Raw genomic sequence first — 18,413 nt, 5'->3', positions numbered from 1 at the left:
GTCCTTTCTGGCTTCGTTGCCACAGATGCCAACACAGGAGGCCGTTTTATGCGGAAACAGGATTGGGCCGCTACAACTTATACGCACCTGCCCAATAACAAGTTAGAATTCCTCATATCAAACCACGATTAGCCTATGGCAGCCTGCCCTTTTTCAGTTATTGAGTCTCGCTGGTGGGATAAAGGCAATCACAGTGTTCGACCTTTATTCGAAGCGGTTGCCTCTATTCATTACGACAATCCCAGCGCATTCGCTTACGATATGTTTGCCGATAAATCATCGCTCTCTGTTGTAATGAATATGCGGGGCGCCGATGAGCGAACCGAGATTGTATACCTCGCGAGCCATGGCGATGAAAAAGCGATAGGACCCAGCGTCGATAAGTCAATTAGCAGAGCTGAGGCTCGTAATATCTTGATTACTGCGAATGCAAGCAAGCAGATCAAGGGGTTGTTCTTGGGCACATGCCTCACCGGTAACGCGGACTTCGCGCGTTTCTTCTTAGAAAACAAGAAAACAAACCTCGAATGGGTCGCCGGCTATGCGAAATCTGTCGACTGGGTAGATGGCAGTGCAATTGACATGATCTTCTTCTCTAAACTAGCCGAGCTGTATGTTGCAAACAAAAGCAAAAGAAAGGGAAAGCTGTCTCCACGAAATATGGCTCATTCTGCCGCCACAAAGCTGGTGGAGCTAGTTCAGGGCGCATATTCATCATATGGATTTAACATTTACTTTCACGAGGACAATAAGCTTACAAGTATGTTCAAGGATCCCTAATTCTAGCACGGCTATGCGCCTAATCTGACTCCGCCGATTGACTGTGCCTTCTGAGGATCTTTTCCTATACCCATCTGCGGGCAGGCGATGCCCAGCATTAGAAGTACTGCAGCTTAACACTGACACATGAACGATCAAAGCATTAAGGCTGATGTCATTCAAAGACTTCAGGCCAATCGGTATGACGCACAGGCAATACCAGAGACGAATGAAAAGACGCCTGATATAGCTGCCTGTGGGCATAATGAATCCCTATTATTCGAAATAAAAGAGAGAATTGCTCCCGCCGGATATCGCGGAGAAGATTCAATCAATACATTTGGGCTTTGTAGGCAGAACAGGATTTCCGGCGTCATCAAGGAGTCCGTGAAGCAGCTTAAGACATATAATCATGATCAAGCCTTTCGTCTACTTTGGATTATTGCTGATCGAGAGTGGGCGGAAGATGTTTATGAGCAGTTTCGCTCAAGCGCGTATGGCCTTAGTCTTGTTGCAGGGAATCGTGACGGCCGTGGAATTCTTAAGGATGCTTACTATGTAGACAACAGTGACTTTTACCGACAAAGAAATGTATTAGATGGAATCGTTGTAGGGCGCACCATGGCCGGACTGTTTCTGAACGACCATAGCCCTAAATAGGGCCTCCTGAGAAAGTGAGCCGCGGGCAATGCGCACCACAATGAGCCTGCCCGGGCGACCTCTGAGTGATCCTCAGGCCCCGCTGAGCTGACAACTCAGCTCTCTGCTGCTGGAGCTCAGAGCCCGTGCGGCGGAGACCAAGAGTTGCCAGCAGAGCACAAAATAGAGACAAAGAAGCTCCAGGAGCTTCTGGAGGTTCATGACCAGGACATTCATCGCGATGGATGAACCCTGTGTTGCCGGCAGTTTCTCTCGGATCAATCCCAATCCATAGCGACGCTTGCCTTGACCGATCTTGCCTTCAACAGCATTGCGCCGCCTTTGATCATCAACGAACTGCCGCCTCTCGGCTGCCACCAACTCCGGATCATTCTTCGGGCGACCAAGACGAGGCCCACTCAGCCGAATGCCGTGACGCTGGCAGAATGCCCGATTTGATCTTGTGCGGTAGATCTGATCAGCGCAGATCACCTCCGGATAGCAGCCGTATCGACGACGATAGGCTTGGGCCTGAACTTTCAGATCTTCCCCTTCGTTGTAGGGGTCAAAGCTCAGCCGATCCAGGAAAGCAAATCCTTCATCGGTGACAGAAAGTGAGATCTTGGCGCCGAACTCAACATTGCACCTCGCCTTGCCGCGAACAATTGGCCTGATGTGCGCTTGACAGAGGCTGACGATGCGAGCGGGAATACTTCTGGTGTCTGAGCGATAGAGAATGTTCTGCTGGCGGACCAGCTCACTGACAACCAACAGCTTCTGATAGGCATGCCGCCCAGCCGCCAGAAGGCTTGCGCCACAGGCTGTCAGGGCGTCAATGTTGGCAAGGTTGCGCTTGAGATGCCCAAGCTGTTGCTTGATCGCTTTGCGGATCTTGAGAAACCGAGGGCGTTTTTTCTTGGCCACGGCGAGGAACTGCTGCCTGGCCTGCTTCCGATGCGTTCGTGGTTTGTGACCAAAGGACTCTCTGACCTGCGAATACATGGCATCGATCAGAGTCTCGGTGAGCTCTCGGCCTTCATTGAGCAGCGAGAGATCCGTTGGATGCCGAATATCTGCCGGAACGCATGTCGCATCAATCAGCAGTGACCCCTGATTTGGCCGTGGCGTTTTGGATTCAATCTTCTGATCAGCTGCGCTCCCGGCTCCGCCTCCATCGCTGCTGTCGTGCTCATCAACTGCAGACGAACGGATCACGTTCAGACCGTGACGCACGATTCGTTCATTGCAGTCATTCACGACCGAATCTGGCAGCCGCTTCCGGAAGTACACCATCATTGATGGGTCAAACGGAGCCGAGTACTGAAATGCCTCCAGGCCGATGAAGAACTGGAGATAGGGGTTCTCTTTGATTTGCTCAACCAGTTCTTCATCAGTCAGCCCCATGCGGGCCTTGATGATCAGGGCGCCCAGTGCCATGCGAAATGGCTTTGCCGGGGCGCCAAAGCCCTTGCAGAACTGAGCTGCATAGTCACCTTCCAGCTCATCCCATGGGATCAGCTCAGCCAGCTTGATCCAGCGATTGTCACCAGAGAGCTTTCCTCCAAACGGCAGGAAGAAGTCCTCGAACGAGAGCTGATCACGATGCTCACGTCGGTACATGTGGAAAACTCTGGGCGGCTTTTGGGCGCAAACGAGCCCAATCTCGTACATTTTAGCCGAGAAAACTGCTCACATCCATTGCGCTGCAGTGGATGTGGCTTTTCTCAGGAGGCCCTAAATATCCAGAGCTAAGAGATAGCCACTTTAGGCGTCTCTTTGGCAGATTTGTTTGCGATCCAGTAGAGCTGGAAAGAACGGGTAAAGCACTTTACCTGCGAGGCGACTTTGACAGATCCAATCATACAGAAGTCGTGAAGCAGCTTGAGGCTCAGTGTGAAATGGAAGTGGGGAGTATTACGTCACTGATCGCCTTTGACGCTAGCATCACCATTGGCACTCCGATAGAACAGGATGAGTTTCTTGATAACACCTAATCATGAAAGACTTCTAACATCTCGATGCACTTGAACTGCCACCGTAAGATGCTTTAAAAATGCTGTCAGCTCTTGCAGTCAAGTGATCGTCGAGTTAGGCACAATGGAAGCTCTGTTGCGATCTCGCGTAAGCACGCTGCAAGTGACGAACCTTTAGCGACAGCACCAAGCCATTACCGCATCTCGGCAGTATCGTCAAGCGAGTCCAACGATGTTTTCATTACGCCAGATATGAGAGGAGGCCAGGCATGAAGGCGAGCGCAACCGCAATAGGGGCACCAACTGCGCAGCCTGCGGTGTCCCCCACGCGGCCGCTGGAGCCGCTGGCAGTGGCACTCGCACGCCTGGCGCGGGGCGAACCGACGGACCTTGCTGCAGTGCTACACGACGTTGAGCGGCATGTGGTCGTTGAAGGTACGAACATCACAGCGCATTGCCACTGCCTCACTCTCGATGGCAACGGACGGCCGCGAATCGAGAGCCTAGTCGAGGCGGTTGCCGAGCATGTCTTGGATTACGCGATTCCGAGGAGCGAGTACCGCGCAGCTTGCGAGGAAGCTGCTCGTACGGGATCGAGCCAGAAGGTGGTCAGGCTCCACACGAAGGCTCGTGAGCTCTTCACTGACCTCATTCTGAGCGGCGAAGGAGGCGAGCTGCTCTTGTTCGCGCTCGCTGAGAAGCTCCTTAAGCTCCCGCAACTCATCTGCAAGATGAGCCTGAAGACCAACACGCGCATGCACATCCACGGTGCTGATGGTCTTCACGCAGGCATTGACGAGGTGAGTGGCAAGCTCCTTCTCTATTGGGGCGAGTCCAAGATTTTCGGCAATGTGACTAGCGCAATTCGAGATTGCCTCAAGTCGCTGGCTCCAATGCTCCAAGATCATGAGGCTAGCAAACGCGACCTGCAGTTGCTACAGCGTCACCTCGATGTCGACAACGAGGATCTAGAGAACGCGCTCAAGAAGTTCCTCAACCCCGATGATCCGGGTTTCAACTTGCTTGAGTTCCGAGGTCTATGTCTCGTAGGCTTCGACTGCGATGCCTACCCAGAGGGACCCTCGAGGTCCGAGCTCGAAGAAGTCGTCTCCGCCATCACCTCGTCGTTGCCGGATTGGAAGAAGCACGTCGTCAAGCGCGTGACGGAAGAGAAGATCGAAGCGTTCTCGATGCACTTCCTATTCGTTCCGTTTCCATCTGCAGATGAGTTTCGGAAGCTATTCCGAGAGCACCTCGGCCTGAGCACGGAGGCGAAAGAAGGTGCACCGGAGATGACGTGCAATCATCCGTCTTCTGTGGTAGCGGAACTAGCCGCCGCGGCTGCGCCGCCCGCTGCTCGTGCTGGTTCGGTGCCGAAGGGTTCCAGCGTGCGGTCTGGAGCGCCGACCGCCAAGCGCTCGCGTTCGCCGAAGAACAAGGGGGCTCCTCGTGGCGCTCCGTGACCTTGGAGGCTGGCTGATCGACGTTCCGGCCTTCCGCAAACGCGCAGACACCGTCGTTGTTGACGCAGCATGCGGTGAGCTCGAGGTGGGAACTCGTTTCACCAGGCTAAACGAGCACCAAGCACTCAAGCATGACTGGAGCTACTTGCTTTTGTGTGCGAGCGCGCTCTCGCATGCCGAGGACAGTCGGTGCCAGTCGGTGGCGCTGCGCATCGCGCAGACCTGCTTGTGCGACGAGTCAGCAACCGACGTTCAGAAGGACTCGGCGGCCCTCGTTCTCGACGCGCTCGCAAACCATCCCGCCATCAATTTGGCGGTGCGCAGACAGCTGCTACGCCCATCATTCGAGGCACGTCTTCCTGGTGCCGCGCGCCTTGACTTCGATCGCCGTTCAATCGAGCAGTCGATCTTGATCCAAGATGACACCTCGCTCCGGGTGAACCGGTTCCAGAAACAGTTTTGGAACGTGATCCAAAACCAGGGATGGATGTCGGTGTCGGCACCGACGTCAGCTGGCAAGTCGTTCATCCTGGCGCGCTGGGTCTGCGAAATGATGCGGGAGTCAGAGGCTGCCAATATCGTCTACCTCGTCCCAACGAGGGCATTAATCAGTCAGGTGGAACGAGACCTTCGCGACCTTTTCGTACGGGAAGGCCTCGAGGAGGTTTCCGTCTCTGCGATGCCGTTTCTAAGGGTGGACGAGTCCACGCCACCGGTTCGTCGGCGCGTTCTCGTTTTCACGCAGGAGCGGCTCCACATCCTCCTATCCTCGCAATCTGACCTAGATGTCCGTGCGCTCATCGTGGACGAAGCACATAAGGTTGGGGACCGCCAGCGTGGCGTGCTGCTTCAGGATGTCATCGAGCGGCTTGGGGAGATGAACAAGGAGCTGCGAGTACTCTTCGCAAGCCCTATGACAAGCAATCCGGAAGTTCTGCTCGCGGATGCTCGTGATAACCGAGCCACATACGCTTTTGCGAACGATGACGTAACGGTCACCCAGAACCTGTTCTGGGTGACCCAAAGACAGCGCAAGCCAAAGATCTGGGACATCTCCCTGTGCTTGCGAGACACGAGCATCTCGCTAGGCTCCGTCGAGCTAGAGGCTTCTCCGAGCCCGGAGAGCAAGCGGCTATCCTTTATCGCGCACGCCATCGCAGGGTTTTCCCACGGCAACATCGTCTACGTGAACGGCGCTGCGGAAGCAGAGAAAATCGCCGGCCAGCTCTACGATCTCATCGGCGCTGACGACGCCGATTCCTCGAAGGATCTGCAGAGACTCGCCGAACTTTCACAGCACATAGTGCACAAGAGGTTTCTCTTGGCGACCTACCTGCGGCGTGGAATTGCTTTCCATTATGGAAACATGCCTTTGCTCATACGCGAGGAGATCGAGCGTCTCTTCACCGCGGGCACTATCAGGTACCTCATCTGCACGGCGACCCTGATCGAAGGGGTCAATATGTCGTGCCGTAATATCTTCATGCGCGGGCCGACGAAGGGCCGAGGCAGCCCTTTGTCTGCAGAGGACTTCTGGAACCTCGCTGGCCGCGCGGGACGCTGGGGCAAGGAGTTCCAAGGAAACATCTTCTGCATCGACCCCGACCGGAAAGATCTGTGGGGGCCCGATGGCCCACCACGCGAACGATCCAGGCAGCCGATCAGACGCACGACAGATGACGTTCTTCGAGTGCCAGCAGAGCTCGTAGAGTTCATCAAGAACCGAGCGCCACTGGATTCTGCCCGGCAGCGACCAGAGTTCGATTACGTCTTTTCATATCTCGCCGGTATTCACGTCCGCTTCGGCGGGCTGCTCGAGGCACCGTGGGCGGGACGATATGAAGCGGGTAGCCTTGATGGCCTGGCGGACGCGGTGAAGGAGGCTGTTGAAGCTCTTGCGATCGAACCAGTCATCATCGCCCGGAATCCCGGCATCAGCCCATTCGCGCTCCACGACCTGCTCGATTACTTCCGAGAGCGTGATGGTGACATCGAAGAACTGCTGCCCGCGGATCCCGCTAGCTGTGTAGTCCCACCACGTTGTTCAGCTGACGATTGGGTGTGAGGTCGCCAGGGTCGGGGTGTCACCGCCCATCCCAAGACCTCACACCCCATGCATAGCCACCCCAATGCCCGACTGACGCCGATCAGTCGGGAACGCCTGATTCGTCGGCACCTCAATGAGGGCGTGCCGCTCAAGGCCCTTGCGGCACAAGCCGGGATCAGCCTGCGCAGCGCCTACAAGTGGCTGGCGCGTTTCCGTGATGGCGGCGTAACGGCACTGGCGGATCGACGGAGTGTTCGCCGCACCCAGCGGCGGACGCTCGATCCGCAGCAACTGCAGCAGGCTGTGGATCTACGGCACCAGCGCTGCACTCTCCGGCGCATCGCCAGGGCCGTCAAGGCGCCCCTCTCGACCGTCGGACGTGTGATGAATGCCCTGGGGCTGGGACGGCTCAGAAATCTTGAACCCAAGGTTCCAGTTCGCCGCTACCAGTGGGAGCGGCCTGGCGACATGATCCATGTCGACACCAAACAGCTGGCCAGGTTTGAGCGGGTCGGTCACCGGATCACCGGTGACCGTCGTCAAGGCTCTTCCCGAGGCGCCGGCTACGAGAAGGTGCACGTCGCCATCGACGACGCCACCCGCCTGGCGTATGTGGAGGTGCTGGCCGACGAGCAGAGGGCAACGACTGTTGGATTCCTGGCCCGTGCAGTCGGTTGGTTCTCGGAGCAGGGGATCACCTGCCGGAGGATCCTGTCGGATAACGGCTCCGCCTACCGCTCAGGGGATTGGCGAAAAGCCTGCCGGGCATTGGATCTGAAACCCATCCGCACCAAGCCCTATACGCCGCAAACCAACGGCAAGGCCGAGCGGTTTATCAAAACGATCCTGGCGGAATGGGCCTACGTGATCGCCTACCAGACATCAGAGGAACGCAACCGCTGGCTACGTCGCTATCTGGCCATCTATAACGGCAACAGGTGCCACATGGCTCTCGGTGGCCTCACGCCTCAGCAGTCCCTCCAGCGATTGCTGATCGCTGAATGACCTGGTGAGAAAACACAGCTAGCAACGACGCAGCCAATGTCTACGCGGGCATCTTCGGACGGCTTTGTAGGCGGGCGTGTCCAAAACTTGGCCCCGAGGGTGGTCGTTCCTTCATGCTCGCCTTGCTTGTAACGCGCTGGATGCGCGGATTCCCGCTTTCCCGCCTGATTCAGGACCGCATCGACTACGTCATGAAGAAGGGCAAGGCGGCTGACGTAGCCGTCATGATAAGGACGGTGATGAACGAGGTGGAGCAGATCGCTCGTTTCGAGGCGCCCCGCGGGTTGAGCTGCTACTGCGACGTGCTTCGCCAGCACCTCTGCGAGATCGGGCGCGAAGACCTCCTCGATCAGCTCCCTCTCTTCAATGTTTTCCTAGAGCTCGGCGTCAACCAGCAGACCCAGATCGCATTGATCGGCATCGGACTCTCGCGCACCTCAACCATCGCGGTCTCGGAGCTCATCACAGCGGATTCGCTGACCGAGTCTCAAGTACTCCTGTGGCTTGAGGCCAACGTCGAGCTGTGGAGCCACGCTTCGCTGCCTGCGTTAGTGAAGCGGGAGATCGAAAGAGTCCTCGCGCAACACAAGACGAGGAAAGGCTTGAGATGAGCGTCGACGAGATTAAAGGAGCGGCTATGTGCCTAATCGCGAGAGGCCGTTTACCAGGGTAGTGGATAGAGGATCCTGTAGTGCATGATTGTGTGCGCGGTGCATCGCGCCACGGCTACCAACAGCAGAAGTGTTATTGGTGGCTCGCCTCCACTGCGCTGTACCTAACAGCGCGTTGCGGCGGACGGCTAAAGCCGGCCGCCGCTGAACGCGAGCGTTAATAAAGGAGCTGATTCCCTTCGAATCTTGCCTGTAGCAGTTCCAGCCGATTCATGAGCTTCTCCAGCTTTTTCTCCTTCTGCTTCCGCGTGCTTGGAGGCCCATCAAAATAGCTCATCTCGTTGCGCAAGAGATAGTCGACAAAATCCTTGGGTTCACATGGCTTGGCGCCGATCCACTTATGGAAGTTTTGGTGGATGCTCTGGGTGATCACAATCAGGTTGTCTTCATAGGCCGCCAGGTCTGGCCTTGAGCTGGCATCGAACAGATGATGGGCTTCCAGCTCCACAGGTTGCTTGTCGGATGGTGATGGCCTGCAACCGGACACTGCACAACCCGGTCCATCTTTCCGTAAAGCCTTCTGTCGCACCCGATCCTTGGTGGCTTTCACCCGGGCTTCGTGGCTTTCCAGGATCTTCCGCTGGGTCTCGAAGCAGTCTTCTGCAACATCCGCCACCGCCTTGACCCAGGCCTTGCGGGCTTTTGTGATTTTTCCTTTGTCGTTCATCGTCTTGGCTAAGCGCACGATGCCGCGCTGGCTCCAATGCCGCTGTTCCTTGCCTTCAAAGTCGTCAAAGTGAACACCGATCTCAAGACCCTCAGCGCCTTCTAGCCCGGCACTCTCCTCTTGGATTCTCCGAATGGTGCCAGCCATGCCCTTGCCATTGGTGCCCAGCACACTCACAACAGAGCGCTGCTCCAGGAAGACAAGATTCCCTCGGATCTCGATGGCGGTTCGATCTTGGGTGACTTGAATAATCCGCCGCTTAACGAGCGTGCGCGTCACGCGGGCCCTGTGATGGGTGAAAAACTCTCGAATCTTGGCAAGAATGCTGCCTCCCTCTTTCTCTTCAAGGTATTTGGCGATGGCCATCACGCCTTCTTCGTAAAAGCGCCGGCTGCGGGCTTGCCCAGGCTCATACTCGAAAAACTCTCCTTCCACTAACTCCCATTCGTCGTCTTGATGGGCATCAAAGAACTGACAGATGCCGTCCAGCTTCTTTGCGCTGATCCCAAGAATCTTGGCGGTCTCCTGGAAGGAGAAGGCATCCCTGAGTCGCTTGGATACTGCCATCATCATTCAGATCAGAGGAAGGCCAGAAGGGAATCGCGCATTTTCTGCAGTCTTTCCATCACGCGTGGATCTCCGCCTGCATCGGGATGGTGTTCCTTGGCGAGTCTTCGAAAGGCTTCCTTGATGTCTTCGGCAGTGGCTGATTTTGGATCGAGGGAAAAGACGTGCCAGGGCCTGAAGTTTTCCAGGACATCAATGCCGTTAATGCACGTCCTGCCACTCCTATCCCGTTCACTCCTGGGCACTCCCACCCACTCTCGGTAGAGCTTGAGCCAATCGGCCTTGGTTTTGAGATTGAACTCCCGGCCTGCCATCGCCAAATTGAACTCGTTCGACTTCCGTAGTTCGGTAGCGTTCTTGCATCCGAACACCTTGCAGACAGCCTCTTTGAGCTGTGTAACCGTTAGGACGGGTTCTGGGAAGGGTTTGCCGTTGATGAACTCCGCAAACGACAGAAGAGTTTCTTCATCCGGAGGACCGGCTGAGAGAATCTCTGCAATGCGTGCCTGCACGGCGGGCCGATCCAGTTTCTTGCGCGTTGGCGACCGAGTTGCCACGGTTTCGTAGGCTGGCTACCCGTTAATAGCCATCGATGCCGCCCGGCGGGGCGAATTGTCATCAGATGTTTCCTGCAGTCGCTCAATAGCTCGCTTCTGGGCCTTCGCCTTCGGGTTATTCGTAGCACTTAATCGTGGTGGTGTAATCGATGCTGGACCATCGTTCATAGCTGAACGACTTCAGGGCTTTGTCATTGCGCCTGCCGCTTCTTTCAACCACCCATTCAACTCCGGATCACAGGCAAACACCCAGCACGCCTTCGTGCCTCGGCTCATCAACGTTCGGTAGGTGTTGCGGATGATCGCGTCAGCCTTCAGCCGGATTGCCTGGGGGTCGCGCTTCAGCCCCACCTTGAACCCCTTCAACGACTGATCCGTGCGCGCCCGCGCCGTGGGCACCGTCACCACCTGGCTATCCCGGTAGGCCAGATCCGGCCCGATGATCACGCCGATCGTTTCCAGCTCCAGGCCCTGGCAGGTGTGGATGCAGCCCACCTCCTCCACCGTGCCCGGCTTCATGATCCACACGCTGCCGTCCTTGCTCAGGTTCCAGCGGGCCCGGTAGCCCCAGGGCTCGATCGTGATGTCCCAGGCGTTCGGGTGGTACTTCGACGCCCAGTTCCAGCAGTAGCCCGCCACCATCCGGGCCTGGTTGGCGTGGTTGGCCTGGCGGATCGCCTCGTGCAGATCCACCGGATCATCGAACACCCGGAAGTCGTAGCTGGCTGGATCCAGCCGCTCGTTGGCCGTGGCGCGGATCCCCAGGGTGGAATCCAGCCAGGCCAGGTAGCCATCCGAGCCGCTGCATCGGAACTGCGACGGCAGCCTGTCGCGGTGCAGCTCGGCCTCATGGAACTGGCTCCACTTTTCGATCTCAGCCGTGCTGCCGATGTCGTCGAAGGTGACGCGCTGGTCTTCATCGAGGAAGAACACCGCCAGCTTGCTGGCGTGGATGATCTCCTTGACCTGGTTCTCGCCCTCCTTGTCGTAGATGGTCTTGCTCATCAGCCGGTGGCTTTCGTCCACGATCAGGGCGTCGTAGAAGCCCTCCGGACAGCCAACAAAGCAGGCCGAGCCGCAGAACAGGTTGTCGTATTCGCCCTTCTGGAGAGAACCAGTGAGCTTGGCGCGGTACACCGCTCGCGGCGCCGCGTTCTTGCTCACGTAGCGGGCATTGAGGCCCAGGCCCAGGAGCCTGGCCAGCAGGTTCACCGCCACCACCGATTTCCCCGTTCCGGGCCCGCCCTGCACCAGCAGCACGCAGTGCCGCCCCTCCCGCAGGTGGCGTGCCAGGGCCAGGGCCTTCTCGAACACCACCTTCTGCTCGTCGATCAGCACGAATTCGGTGTTGCCCTTCAGCATCCGCTCCACCGCATCGGCGAGCTGCTGGCTCGGCTTGGCCTTGCCGTCGCGGATCCGCTCGATCGTGCGGCCCCGGTCGCCCACCTCCAGGCAGCGGCGCCTGCTCCAGATAGGGCCGGTAGCGCGCGTCGCTGATGCCGCTGCCATCGGTGCAGTTGTGCAGGTAGGCGCAGGGCTGCAGCGCGATTCAGTGCGCCACCACGGCTGTGTTGAATCCGCGCAGCAGGGCGCCGTAGCTCATCGCCTGGTACGAGGGGTGGGTGGTCTCCCGCGGTCCCTTGCCCAGGAACGTGCGCACCACCCCATCCAGCTCGGTGGGCTCCACCGTTTCCCACTGCTTCAGCTCCACGATCACCGCCGCCGGCGCACCCGTGGCGTCGCGGCCGGAGAGCAGCAGGTCGATCCGCTTGGCGGTGTTGTGGATCCTGTACTCGATCGCCACCCCCAGCTCCCTGGGGATCGCCTCGAACTGCAGCACGTTGCCCACGCACTGCAATGAGTTCTGCCAGGCGCGGAATTCATTGGCAGCCACCGTGTGGCCTGTGCGGGCGATGTAGCGCTCGCGAACCTCCTCCTCGATGCGCTGCTCGCGCACGTGCTGGAGGAACTCCTCCCGGGTGGCGAGGTCGATGATCACGGCGGCAGGGGGCGGTCACTTGCTTTCTGGCGGATTCTGCCCCTGATGGGCGGATCAGGTGGTTGTTGGAGGCACCGCATCGGTTCCGTGAATGGGTTGACCGGGTGTGACTTCACGCCGTTTGCGTTCTTCTTCATGAGCTGTCGTTGTGGAATTACCCCCCTCACCCCACCTCTCGGATCTTCAACATCCCGTTCCCGCCTTGGAATCAGATGCCTGTGTGTAAGAAGCACCGTGCGCATGCGCCCCGCAGCTCCAGCTGTATGAGCGGTTGGTCGATCGGGCTCATGTGCATGCATTCGGCGACGTCGTCGCGAAGGGAGGCGGGGTGGAACTCAAGGGTTGAGCAGCACTGCAGCTTGGCGATGGCTGGTCAGCCGCGCGCTTCACATGTTCTGGAGCAGCTCTGTATCCGGAAACCGGCTCAGTTCCTCAACCAGGCTCTTCACGGTTCTCATTTGCGGAATCCCTTCTTGGATTGATTGCGAGCGCAGGAAAATCATCTCAGCGTGCGCAGGATGTCCTTCATCAGCAGCACCAGATGCAACGGGTCGGTGGGAGATGGTTCGAATTCCGGGATCAGGTGGAGGTAGAACGCCCGCGCTGCAGTGCTCTCGGCATGGACGAGCAATCCCCGGCAGCCCACTTCAGTGCCGATCTGTGCCGTGCGGCTGATCACATCCGCCAGCAAGGCGGCACCGAGGCCCCGTCTTTCATGGTGCAGGTCCACTCCCAGCCGGGCCAACAGGGCCACGGGCTGGGGATAACGGCCAGCCCCTTTTCGCAGCCGCGGCGGAGCCTCCACAGCCGTGAGGCTGGCCATGCACCAGGCGTAGTACGCCACCACGTCGCTTCCGCCGACTTCGGTGACCACGAACACCCGGCTGGTGCCACCGCGGGCATGGGCCTGGCGGGCGTGCTTTCTCAGCCAGATCGTCTGCTCCTCGGATCGGCACTCGAAACCGTCGAGGCGATCAGCGGCCGCCAGCAGCCGGGGCGACCGGTACGTGGCGCTCATTCCTGGAAGGGAGAGGGTCGATCCATCAGCGCGCGTAGACCCTTCAGCGACCGTGCCGGCCGTTGGTTGATGCGCTCCCACGCCTCCAGCGCTTCGGGGTCGAGGCGGAACTCCTCACGATCAGCCAGCACCTGCTGCGCAGCGAGGCGCAGATGGGTGAGCACAAATCCGGTGAGATCGGTGCCGGAAGCGGCCACAGCCCGATCAATCAGTTGGCGGTCTTCAGCTGTGGCGCGGATTTCGATACGCCGATCACGGGCGCGGCTGCCGGCGGTGTCCATTGGCCTGCCTGTGTGTACGTCCATGGTACGGCCAAAGCCATCGCCTGACACCCGCGGCGTCGTGGCCGGAGAGCAGCAGGTCAATCCGCTTGGCGGTGTTGTGGATCCGGTAGTCGATCGCCACCCCCAGCTCTCTCGGGATGGCGTCGAACTGCAGCACGTTGCCCACACACTGCAATGAGTTCTGCCAGGCGCGGAATTCATTCGCCGCCACCTTGTGGCCCGTGAGGTCGAAGTAGCGCTTGCGCACCTCCTCCTCGATGCGCCGCTCGCGCACGTGCTGGAGGAACTCCTCCCGGGTGGCGAGGTCGATGATCACGGCGGCAGGGGGCGGACCGGGGGCGCCGGGGGGGATTCTTGCGGGATGAGACGGGGGTGGCACTGGTGGAGGAGAAGCTCATGCGCCATGGCATCCATCTCTCGAGTCCCATTGCTCCCCTTTGACCGTGCCTACAGTGGGTCCCTCGCTGGATGTGGTGGCGATGGCGCCCATGTCTGACCTGCTGCAACTGCCGCCGAGCGAGCGGTTGGCCTTGGCGATCGCCCTCTGGGACAGCCTCGATGACCAGGCCCGAGATGGGGCGCTGCCGCTCGATCCCGACCTCTGCGCTGAGCTGGATCGGCGCTGGACAGCCCATCTCAGCAACCCTGACGCAGCTCTGGGCTGGGATGAGGTGCGCAGCCAGCTCGGCATGGGATGACGCTGCCTGCAGTGCGCTTCCTGCCGGAGGCGGTGGAGCGCATCCGCCAAAGCCCCCAATCCTTCCCTTTGATTCACGGCCCGATCCGCAGGCTGGTGCTGGGTCGATTTCCCTATGCCGTCTATTACCGCGAGCAGGGCGCTGAAATCCTCGTGATCGCTCTGCACGGCCGCCAGGATCCCCACCGTTGGCAGCAGCGCACCTGAACGGGCATGGCAGGCCCAGTGCTAGCAGGGGTTGTGGCAGCAGGTAGCCCTCGGCGAGGCAGAGCACCAGTTCGTTCCCCAGCAGCACACGGCCGCTGCCCTCCAGCGCGCAGTAATAACCACTGATCGGCGCGCGGAAGGCATCGAGGCGTTGGCGGCAGAGCTCCAGCAACTGGTCGCGCTCGGCGTCGCTCAGCTGCTCGCCTCCCACCAGGGCGTAGGTGCCCTTCTCGCAGCGGGTGATGCCGTTGCCGGTGAGCACCTTGCCCACCATCCGTTTCCCAGGATCCGCCGGGCCACGTTCTGCGCCGGGACCAGGCTGCGGAGGCCGAGCAGTTCCATGAGCATGAGCGGTTGGTAGATGTGGCTCATGCGCATGCGCTTGGCGATGGTCTCGCGCAGGCGCTCGTAGGTGGTGGAGGGGGGCGGGGGCATGGGGGCATCCTGTCTGGGGGTGATGGGGGCACTCTCCTGCGACATTGCTGCAAGAATGAAGGGTGGAATGATCGTGCCGATGCCCAGTTCCGACCCTGAGCTTGAACGGCTGCGCCAGCAAGCGAGTGTGCTGCCGCTTGACACGCGCATCATCCGTGCTGTCGCCAGTTCTACGGCCATCGAAACAGGCCAGCCAGTTGCTGAGATTGAGCGTGCACTCACGGATCGTCAGTCGAGCCAGGCAACACCTGCCTGAAAAGTTCCTCCATCGGGGCCATTTCCAGCACGGCCCCTGCGCGGATCGCAGCAAAATACTGCTCTCGGTGTTGATCCCAGGCCGAATAGTCCAGCGGACCGATCCCTGCCTGGCATGCCATTACGTCAATCAGCAGGCGCGCGATTCGCCCATTTCCTTCGCGGAAGGGATGAATGAGCACGAACTCAACATGGACATGAGCAAAGCTGCTGATCAGCTCATCCATCGATTCGGGATTGAATGGAGTCAGCCTGGCCAGCTGCTCTGATTCAAAAGCCTTGAGAAGATCTGGCAGCAGATGAGCACTCGCAAAGGCAAAACCCTGCTTGCTCAGATTGAACGTTCGCACCTTCCCTGCCCACGCATAGACAGATCCCAGCCATTGCCGATGCCATCCGATCAGATCTTTGATCCTGAGGCGGTTGGTGGGAGTACCGTTTCCGATGATCGTCTGGTAAAGATCAAGCAGCAGATCCCGCTCTACTACCTCCATTACGGCCGGATCTTTGATGCCCAGTCGATTGTGCAAGACCAGGCCATTCGACCCTGGCTCACACTCCGCTGCTGACCCAACAACGCTGTAACGGCTCATCGCTTCATCTCCAGGGCCCTTGGCCCCCTAGATGTGTCACTGTCCGGCGACAATCTGGTTGAGGGGTCGCGCCGATCTGGTTGACCGCTTCTGAGGGGGTCTGCTGAATCCGGTTGCCATGCGCAGGGCACCGGGCCATGCCTGCTCCCCTCACCGCTCAACAGATTGCGCTGTACATGTCCAAACGACGAGCCGGCAGCCGCCAGGAGGTGGCTGCCGCAGCGGCGGGCATCTCGGTGAGCAGTGCCCACCGCATTGATGCAGGCCGCCTCCAACCCAAAGCCGCCAAGCCCCGCACCAGGCGCCGACCCGATCCATTGGCGGAGGTCTGGGAACCACTCTTACTGCCGCTGCTGGAGCGCCATCCAGCGCTCACGCCCACCACCCTGCTGGAGCACCTGCAGGAGCAAAAGCCTGATCAGGACTGGAGTTCGGTGAAACGCACCCTGCAGCGGCGGGTACAGCAGTGGAAGGCACTGCATGGCCCGGCGCCGGAGGTGATGTTCCCGCTGGCCTACCAGCCCGGCGAGATCGGCTTCTGCGACTTCACCCGGGTGAAACGGGTGGCGATCACCCTGCGCGGACAACCGTTCCCCCACCTTCTCTTTCACTACCGCCTGGCCTGGAGCGGCTGGGCCTACGGGCAGATCGTCCACGGCGGAGAGAGTTTCGTGGCCCTCTCCGAGGGTCTGCAGAACGCCCTGGCCGCCTGCGGTGGGGTGCCCAGAGAGCTGCGCACCGATCGGCTCTCGGCCGCCAGCCGCAACCGGGATGGCAGCTACGCCCTCGACATCACCCCCCGCTACCAGGCCCTGTGTGCCCACTACGGCCTGTCCCCCAGCCGCAACAACCGGGGTGTGGCCCACGAGAACGGCATCGTCGAGGGACCCAACGGCCATGTGAAACGGCGGCTGGAGCAGAAGCTGATCCTGCGCGGCAGCTGTGATTTCGAGGAGCCGGCCGAATACGGCGAGCTTCTCGCTGAGGTGTTCAGCGCCCTCAACGCCCCCCGGCAACGGCGCTACGAGCAGGAGCTGGAGCATCTGGCCCCTCTGCCGGCGTTCCGCTTTGCCGACTACGAGCGGCTCACGGTGCGGGTGCGGAGCACCAGCACGATCGAGGTGAGGCAGGTGATCTACTCGGTGCCGCCCACCCTGATCGGCCGTCAGGTCACGGTGCGGCTGCACCACGACCGGCTGGTGGTGTTCCTGGGCAGCGGCTGGGTCTGCCAGCTCCCGCGCGCCTATGGCGCCGCAGGTGAGAAGCGGGCCTGGTGCATCGATCTGGAGCACCTGATCGATGGCCTGCGGGCCAAGCCCCGGGCCCTGCTCCATTGCCGCTACCAGCGCCACCTGTTCCCGGATCAGCGCTGGTGGGAGTTCTGGCAGCAGTTGCTGGCCGGCGGTGAGCGTGACGGTGCGGCCCGGCTGATGGCGGAGGCCCTGTATGTGGCGGTGCGGGTGGCCTCGTTTGAGTTGGTGCTCGCCTTCCTGGAGCAGGCCCAGCGCCGCCAGTCCCTGTCCCTCTCGGCTCTGCAGCAGCGCTTTCGCGTGCCGCCCCGCTGCCCGAGCCTCCCCGATCCCGTCATTCCCCAACACCTGCTGGCCTCCTATGACCACCTCGTCCCCGCTGCCGCGCTCACAGGCGGTGGAAGCGGCCCTGCCGCTGCTGCTCAAACAACTCAAGCTGGCGCGGTTTCGCAGCCACTGGCAGCCGCTGGCCGAGCAGGCTGAGGCCCAGGGCTGGAGCCCGGGCCAGTTCCTCTACGCCCTCTGCGAGCAGGAGCTGGAACAGCGGCAGACCGCCCGTCAGCAGCGGCTGCTGCGCGGTGCCCATCTCCCCTGGCAGAAGGGCCTCGACGGCTTTGACCACCAGCACCTCGATCCCCGCCAGTGGCAGGAGCTCCAGAGCCTGGCGCGGCAGACCACCTGGCTGCTGCAGGCGGAAAACCTGCTGCTGTTCGGTCCCAGCGGGGTGGGCAAGACCCACCTGGCCATTGCCATCACGATGGCGATGGTGGCGCAGGACCAGGTCTGCCGCTTCTTCCCCGCCACCACGCTGGTGCAGCTGCTGCAGAAGGCCAAGGCGGCCTACGACCTGCCGGCGATGCTGCAGAAGCTCGATCGCTACGCCCTGCTGGTGATCGACGACATCTCCTACGTGCGGCGCAGCGAGCTGGAGACCTCGGTGCTGTTCGAGCTGATCTGCCACCGCTACGAGCGCAAATCACTGCTGGTGACCAGCAACCAGCCCTTCCGCGAGTGGGACGACATCTTCCCCAGCGGCTCCATGACCGTGGCAGCGGTGGACCGGCTGGTGCACCACTGCCACATCATCGGCATCAAGGGCGAGAGCTACCGGCAGAAGGCAGCTGCTGCAAGGGTTTCCAGCGATTCCAGCGACCCGCCAACGTAATTGACGCGGGCGTCAGCACCGGCACGATCACCGGCATCAGCGGCCCAGACGTCCAAGACCAGGGCGGCGACGCGACAACTGGCCCACCTGTCGAGGCAATCTCCCCGCGCAACCAACCAGATTGACGCGCCGCGACATGCCTGGTCACGATCCAGTCCTCAT

General features: G+C 60.0%; 19 protein-coding genes. 10 read left to right on the top strand and 9 right to left on the bottom strand.

The window, feature by feature from the left end:
• Positions 1 to 135 precede the first annotated feature (135 nt).
• Both CBM981_RS15290 and CBM981_RS15285 read left to right on the top strand, forming a co-directional pair.
• On the top strand, positions 136 to 780 hold the full coding sequence (locus CBM981_RS15290) for a hypothetical protein (RefSeq protein WP_157665374.1): 645 nt from the start codon (positions 136 to 138) through the stop codon (positions 778 to 780).
• A gap of 126 nt (positions 781 to 906) precedes the next feature.
• Positions 907 to 1,419 (top strand): hypothetical protein, encoded by a 513-nt coding sequence (locus tag CBM981_RS15285; RefSeq protein WP_157665373.1) that lies wholly within the window; start codon positions 907 to 909, stop codon positions 1,417 to 1,419.
• Between the two features lie 72 nt (positions 1,420 to 1,491).
• Here the strand turns inward: CBM981_RS15285 and CBM981_RS07425 are convergent, their stop codons facing one another.
• A complete protein-coding gene (locus CBM981_RS07425) occupies positions 1,492 to 3,018 on the bottom strand; it encodes an IS5 family transposase (protein WP_225867339.1) in 1,527 nt (508 codons plus the stop codon).
• Positions 3,019 to 3,688: 670 nt separating this feature from the next.
• On the opposite strand from CBM981_RS07425, the gene CBM981_RS07420 reads away from it, so the two are divergent.
• From CBM981_RS07420 to CBM981_RS07405, 4 genes are all read left to right on the top strand, one after another.
• On the top strand, positions 3,689 to 4,834 hold the full coding sequence (locus CBM981_RS07420) for a DUF1837 domain-containing protein (protein ID WP_197686677.1): 1,146 nt from the start codon (positions 3,689 to 3,691) through the stop codon (positions 4,832 to 4,834).
• Positions 4,821 to 6,899 (top strand): DEAD/DEAH box helicase, encoded by a 2,079-nt coding sequence (locus CBM981_RS07415; RefSeq protein WP_087067894.1) that lies wholly within the window; start codon positions 4,821 to 4,823, stop codon positions 6,897 to 6,899. Before CBM981_RS07420 ends, CBM981_RS07415 begins: the two co-directional genes overlap by 14 nt.
• A 48-nt stretch (positions 6,900 to 6,947) precedes the next feature.
• A complete protein-coding gene (locus CBM981_RS07410) occupies positions 6,948 to 7,886 on the top strand; it encodes an IS481 family transposase (RefSeq protein ID WP_087067884.1) in 939 nt (312 codons plus the stop codon).
• Positions 7,887 to 7,999: 113 nt separating this feature from the next.
• A complete protein-coding gene (locus tag CBM981_RS07405; RefSeq protein ID WP_087067893.1) occupies positions 8,000 to 8,497 on the top strand; it encodes a hypothetical protein in 498 nt (165 codons plus the stop codon).
• 217 nt (positions 8,498 to 8,714) lie between these two features.
• Here the strand turns inward: CBM981_RS07405 and CBM981_RS07400 are convergent, their stop codons facing one another.
• From CBM981_RS07400 to CBM981_RS07370, 7 genes are all read right to left on the bottom strand, one after another.
• Positions 8,715 to 9,791 (bottom strand): hypothetical protein, encoded by a 1,077-nt coding sequence (locus CBM981_RS07400; protein ID WP_157665372.1) that lies wholly within the window; start codon positions 9,789 to 9,791, stop codon positions 8,715 to 8,717.
• A gap of 11 nt (positions 9,792 to 9,802) precedes the next feature.
• Entirely contained in the window at positions 9,803 to 10,303 is a 501-nt protein-coding gene (locus CBM981_RS07395; protein ID WP_225867593.1) for a DnaJ domain-containing protein, read from the bottom strand.
• A gap of 225 nt (positions 10,304 to 10,528) precedes the next feature.
• A complete protein-coding gene (locus CBM981_RS07390) occupies positions 10,529 to 11,794 on the bottom strand; it encodes a DUF2075 domain-containing protein (protein ID WP_225867592.1) in 1,266 nt (421 codons plus the stop codon).
• 103 nt (positions 11,795 to 11,897) lie between these two features.
• Positions 11,898 to 12,347, bottom strand: coding sequence for a hypothetical protein (locus tag CBM981_RS15855; RefSeq protein WP_225867591.1), 450 nt, complete (start codon positions 12,345 to 12,347; stop codon positions 11,898 to 11,900).
• Between the two features lie 499 nt (positions 12,348 to 12,846).
• Complete coding sequence (locus CBM981_RS07380) at positions 12,847 to 13,365, bottom strand: GNAT family N-acetyltransferase (RefSeq protein ID WP_087067876.1); 519 nt, start codon at positions 13,363 to 13,365, stop codon at positions 12,847 to 12,849.
• Positions 13,362 to 13,646, bottom strand: a complete 285-nt coding sequence (locus CBM981_RS07375) for a DUF1778 domain-containing protein (RefSeq protein ID WP_087067890.1) — start codon at positions 13,644 to 13,646, stop codon at positions 13,362 to 13,364. Before CBM981_RS07375 ends, CBM981_RS07380 begins: the two co-directional genes overlap by 4 nt.
• Positions 13,618 to 13,965 (bottom strand): hypothetical protein, encoded by a 348-nt coding sequence (locus CBM981_RS07370; RefSeq protein WP_087067889.1) that lies wholly within the window; start codon positions 13,963 to 13,965, stop codon positions 13,618 to 13,620. The genes CBM981_RS07375 and CBM981_RS07370 overlap by 29 nt, the downstream gene beginning before the upstream one ends.
• Positions 13,966 to 14,092: 127 nt before the next feature.
• Between CBM981_RS07370 and CBM981_RS07365 the strand changes: the two genes are divergently transcribed.
• Both CBM981_RS07365 and CBM981_RS07360 read left to right on the top strand, forming a co-directional pair.
• On the top strand, positions 14,093 to 14,347 hold the full coding sequence (locus CBM981_RS07365) for an addiction module protein (RefSeq protein WP_225867636.1): 255 nt from the start codon (positions 14,093 to 14,095) through the stop codon (positions 14,345 to 14,347).
• The gene (locus tag CBM981_RS07360) at positions 14,344 to 14,553 is read left to right on the top strand and encodes a hypothetical protein (RefSeq protein ID WP_087067887.1); all 210 of its coding nucleotides are present in this window, start codon (positions 14,344 to 14,346) and stop codon (positions 14,551 to 14,553) included. Before CBM981_RS07365 ends, CBM981_RS07360 begins: the two co-directional genes overlap by 4 nt.
• A gap of 653 nt (positions 14,554 to 15,206) precedes the next feature.
• Here the strand turns inward: CBM981_RS07360 and CBM981_RS07350 are convergent.
• The gene (locus CBM981_RS07350) at positions 15,207 to 15,836 is read right to left on the bottom strand and encodes a Fic family protein (protein WP_087067885.1); all 630 of its coding nucleotides are present in this window, start codon (positions 15,834 to 15,836) and stop codon (positions 15,207 to 15,209) included.
• A gap of 176 nt (positions 15,837 to 16,012) precedes the next feature.
• On the opposite strand from CBM981_RS07350, the gene istA reads away from it, so the two are divergent.
• Positions 16,013 to 17,569: an IS21 family transposase gene (istA, locus tag CBM981_RS15850; protein WP_087067414.1), complete on the top strand. Its 1,557-nt coding sequence runs from the start codon at positions 16,013 to 16,015 to the stop codon at positions 17,567 to 17,569.
• A complete protein-coding gene (istB, locus tag CBM981_RS07340; protein ID WP_304441605.1) occupies positions 17,484 to 18,251 on the top strand; it encodes an IS21-like element helper ATPase IstB in 768 nt (255 codons plus the stop codon). Before istA ends, istB begins: the two co-directional genes overlap by 86 nt.
• Positions 18,252 to 18,413: the final 162 nt, after the last annotated feature.

This window comes from Cyanobium sp. NIES-981 (assembly GCF_900088535.1).
Lineage (GTDB): Bacteria > Cyanobacteriota > Cyanobacteriia > PCC-6307 > Cyanobiaceae > NIES-981.
The sequence above is the reverse complement of the archived record's forward strand: the minus strand, read 5'-3'. Positions and strand labels throughout refer to the sequence as shown.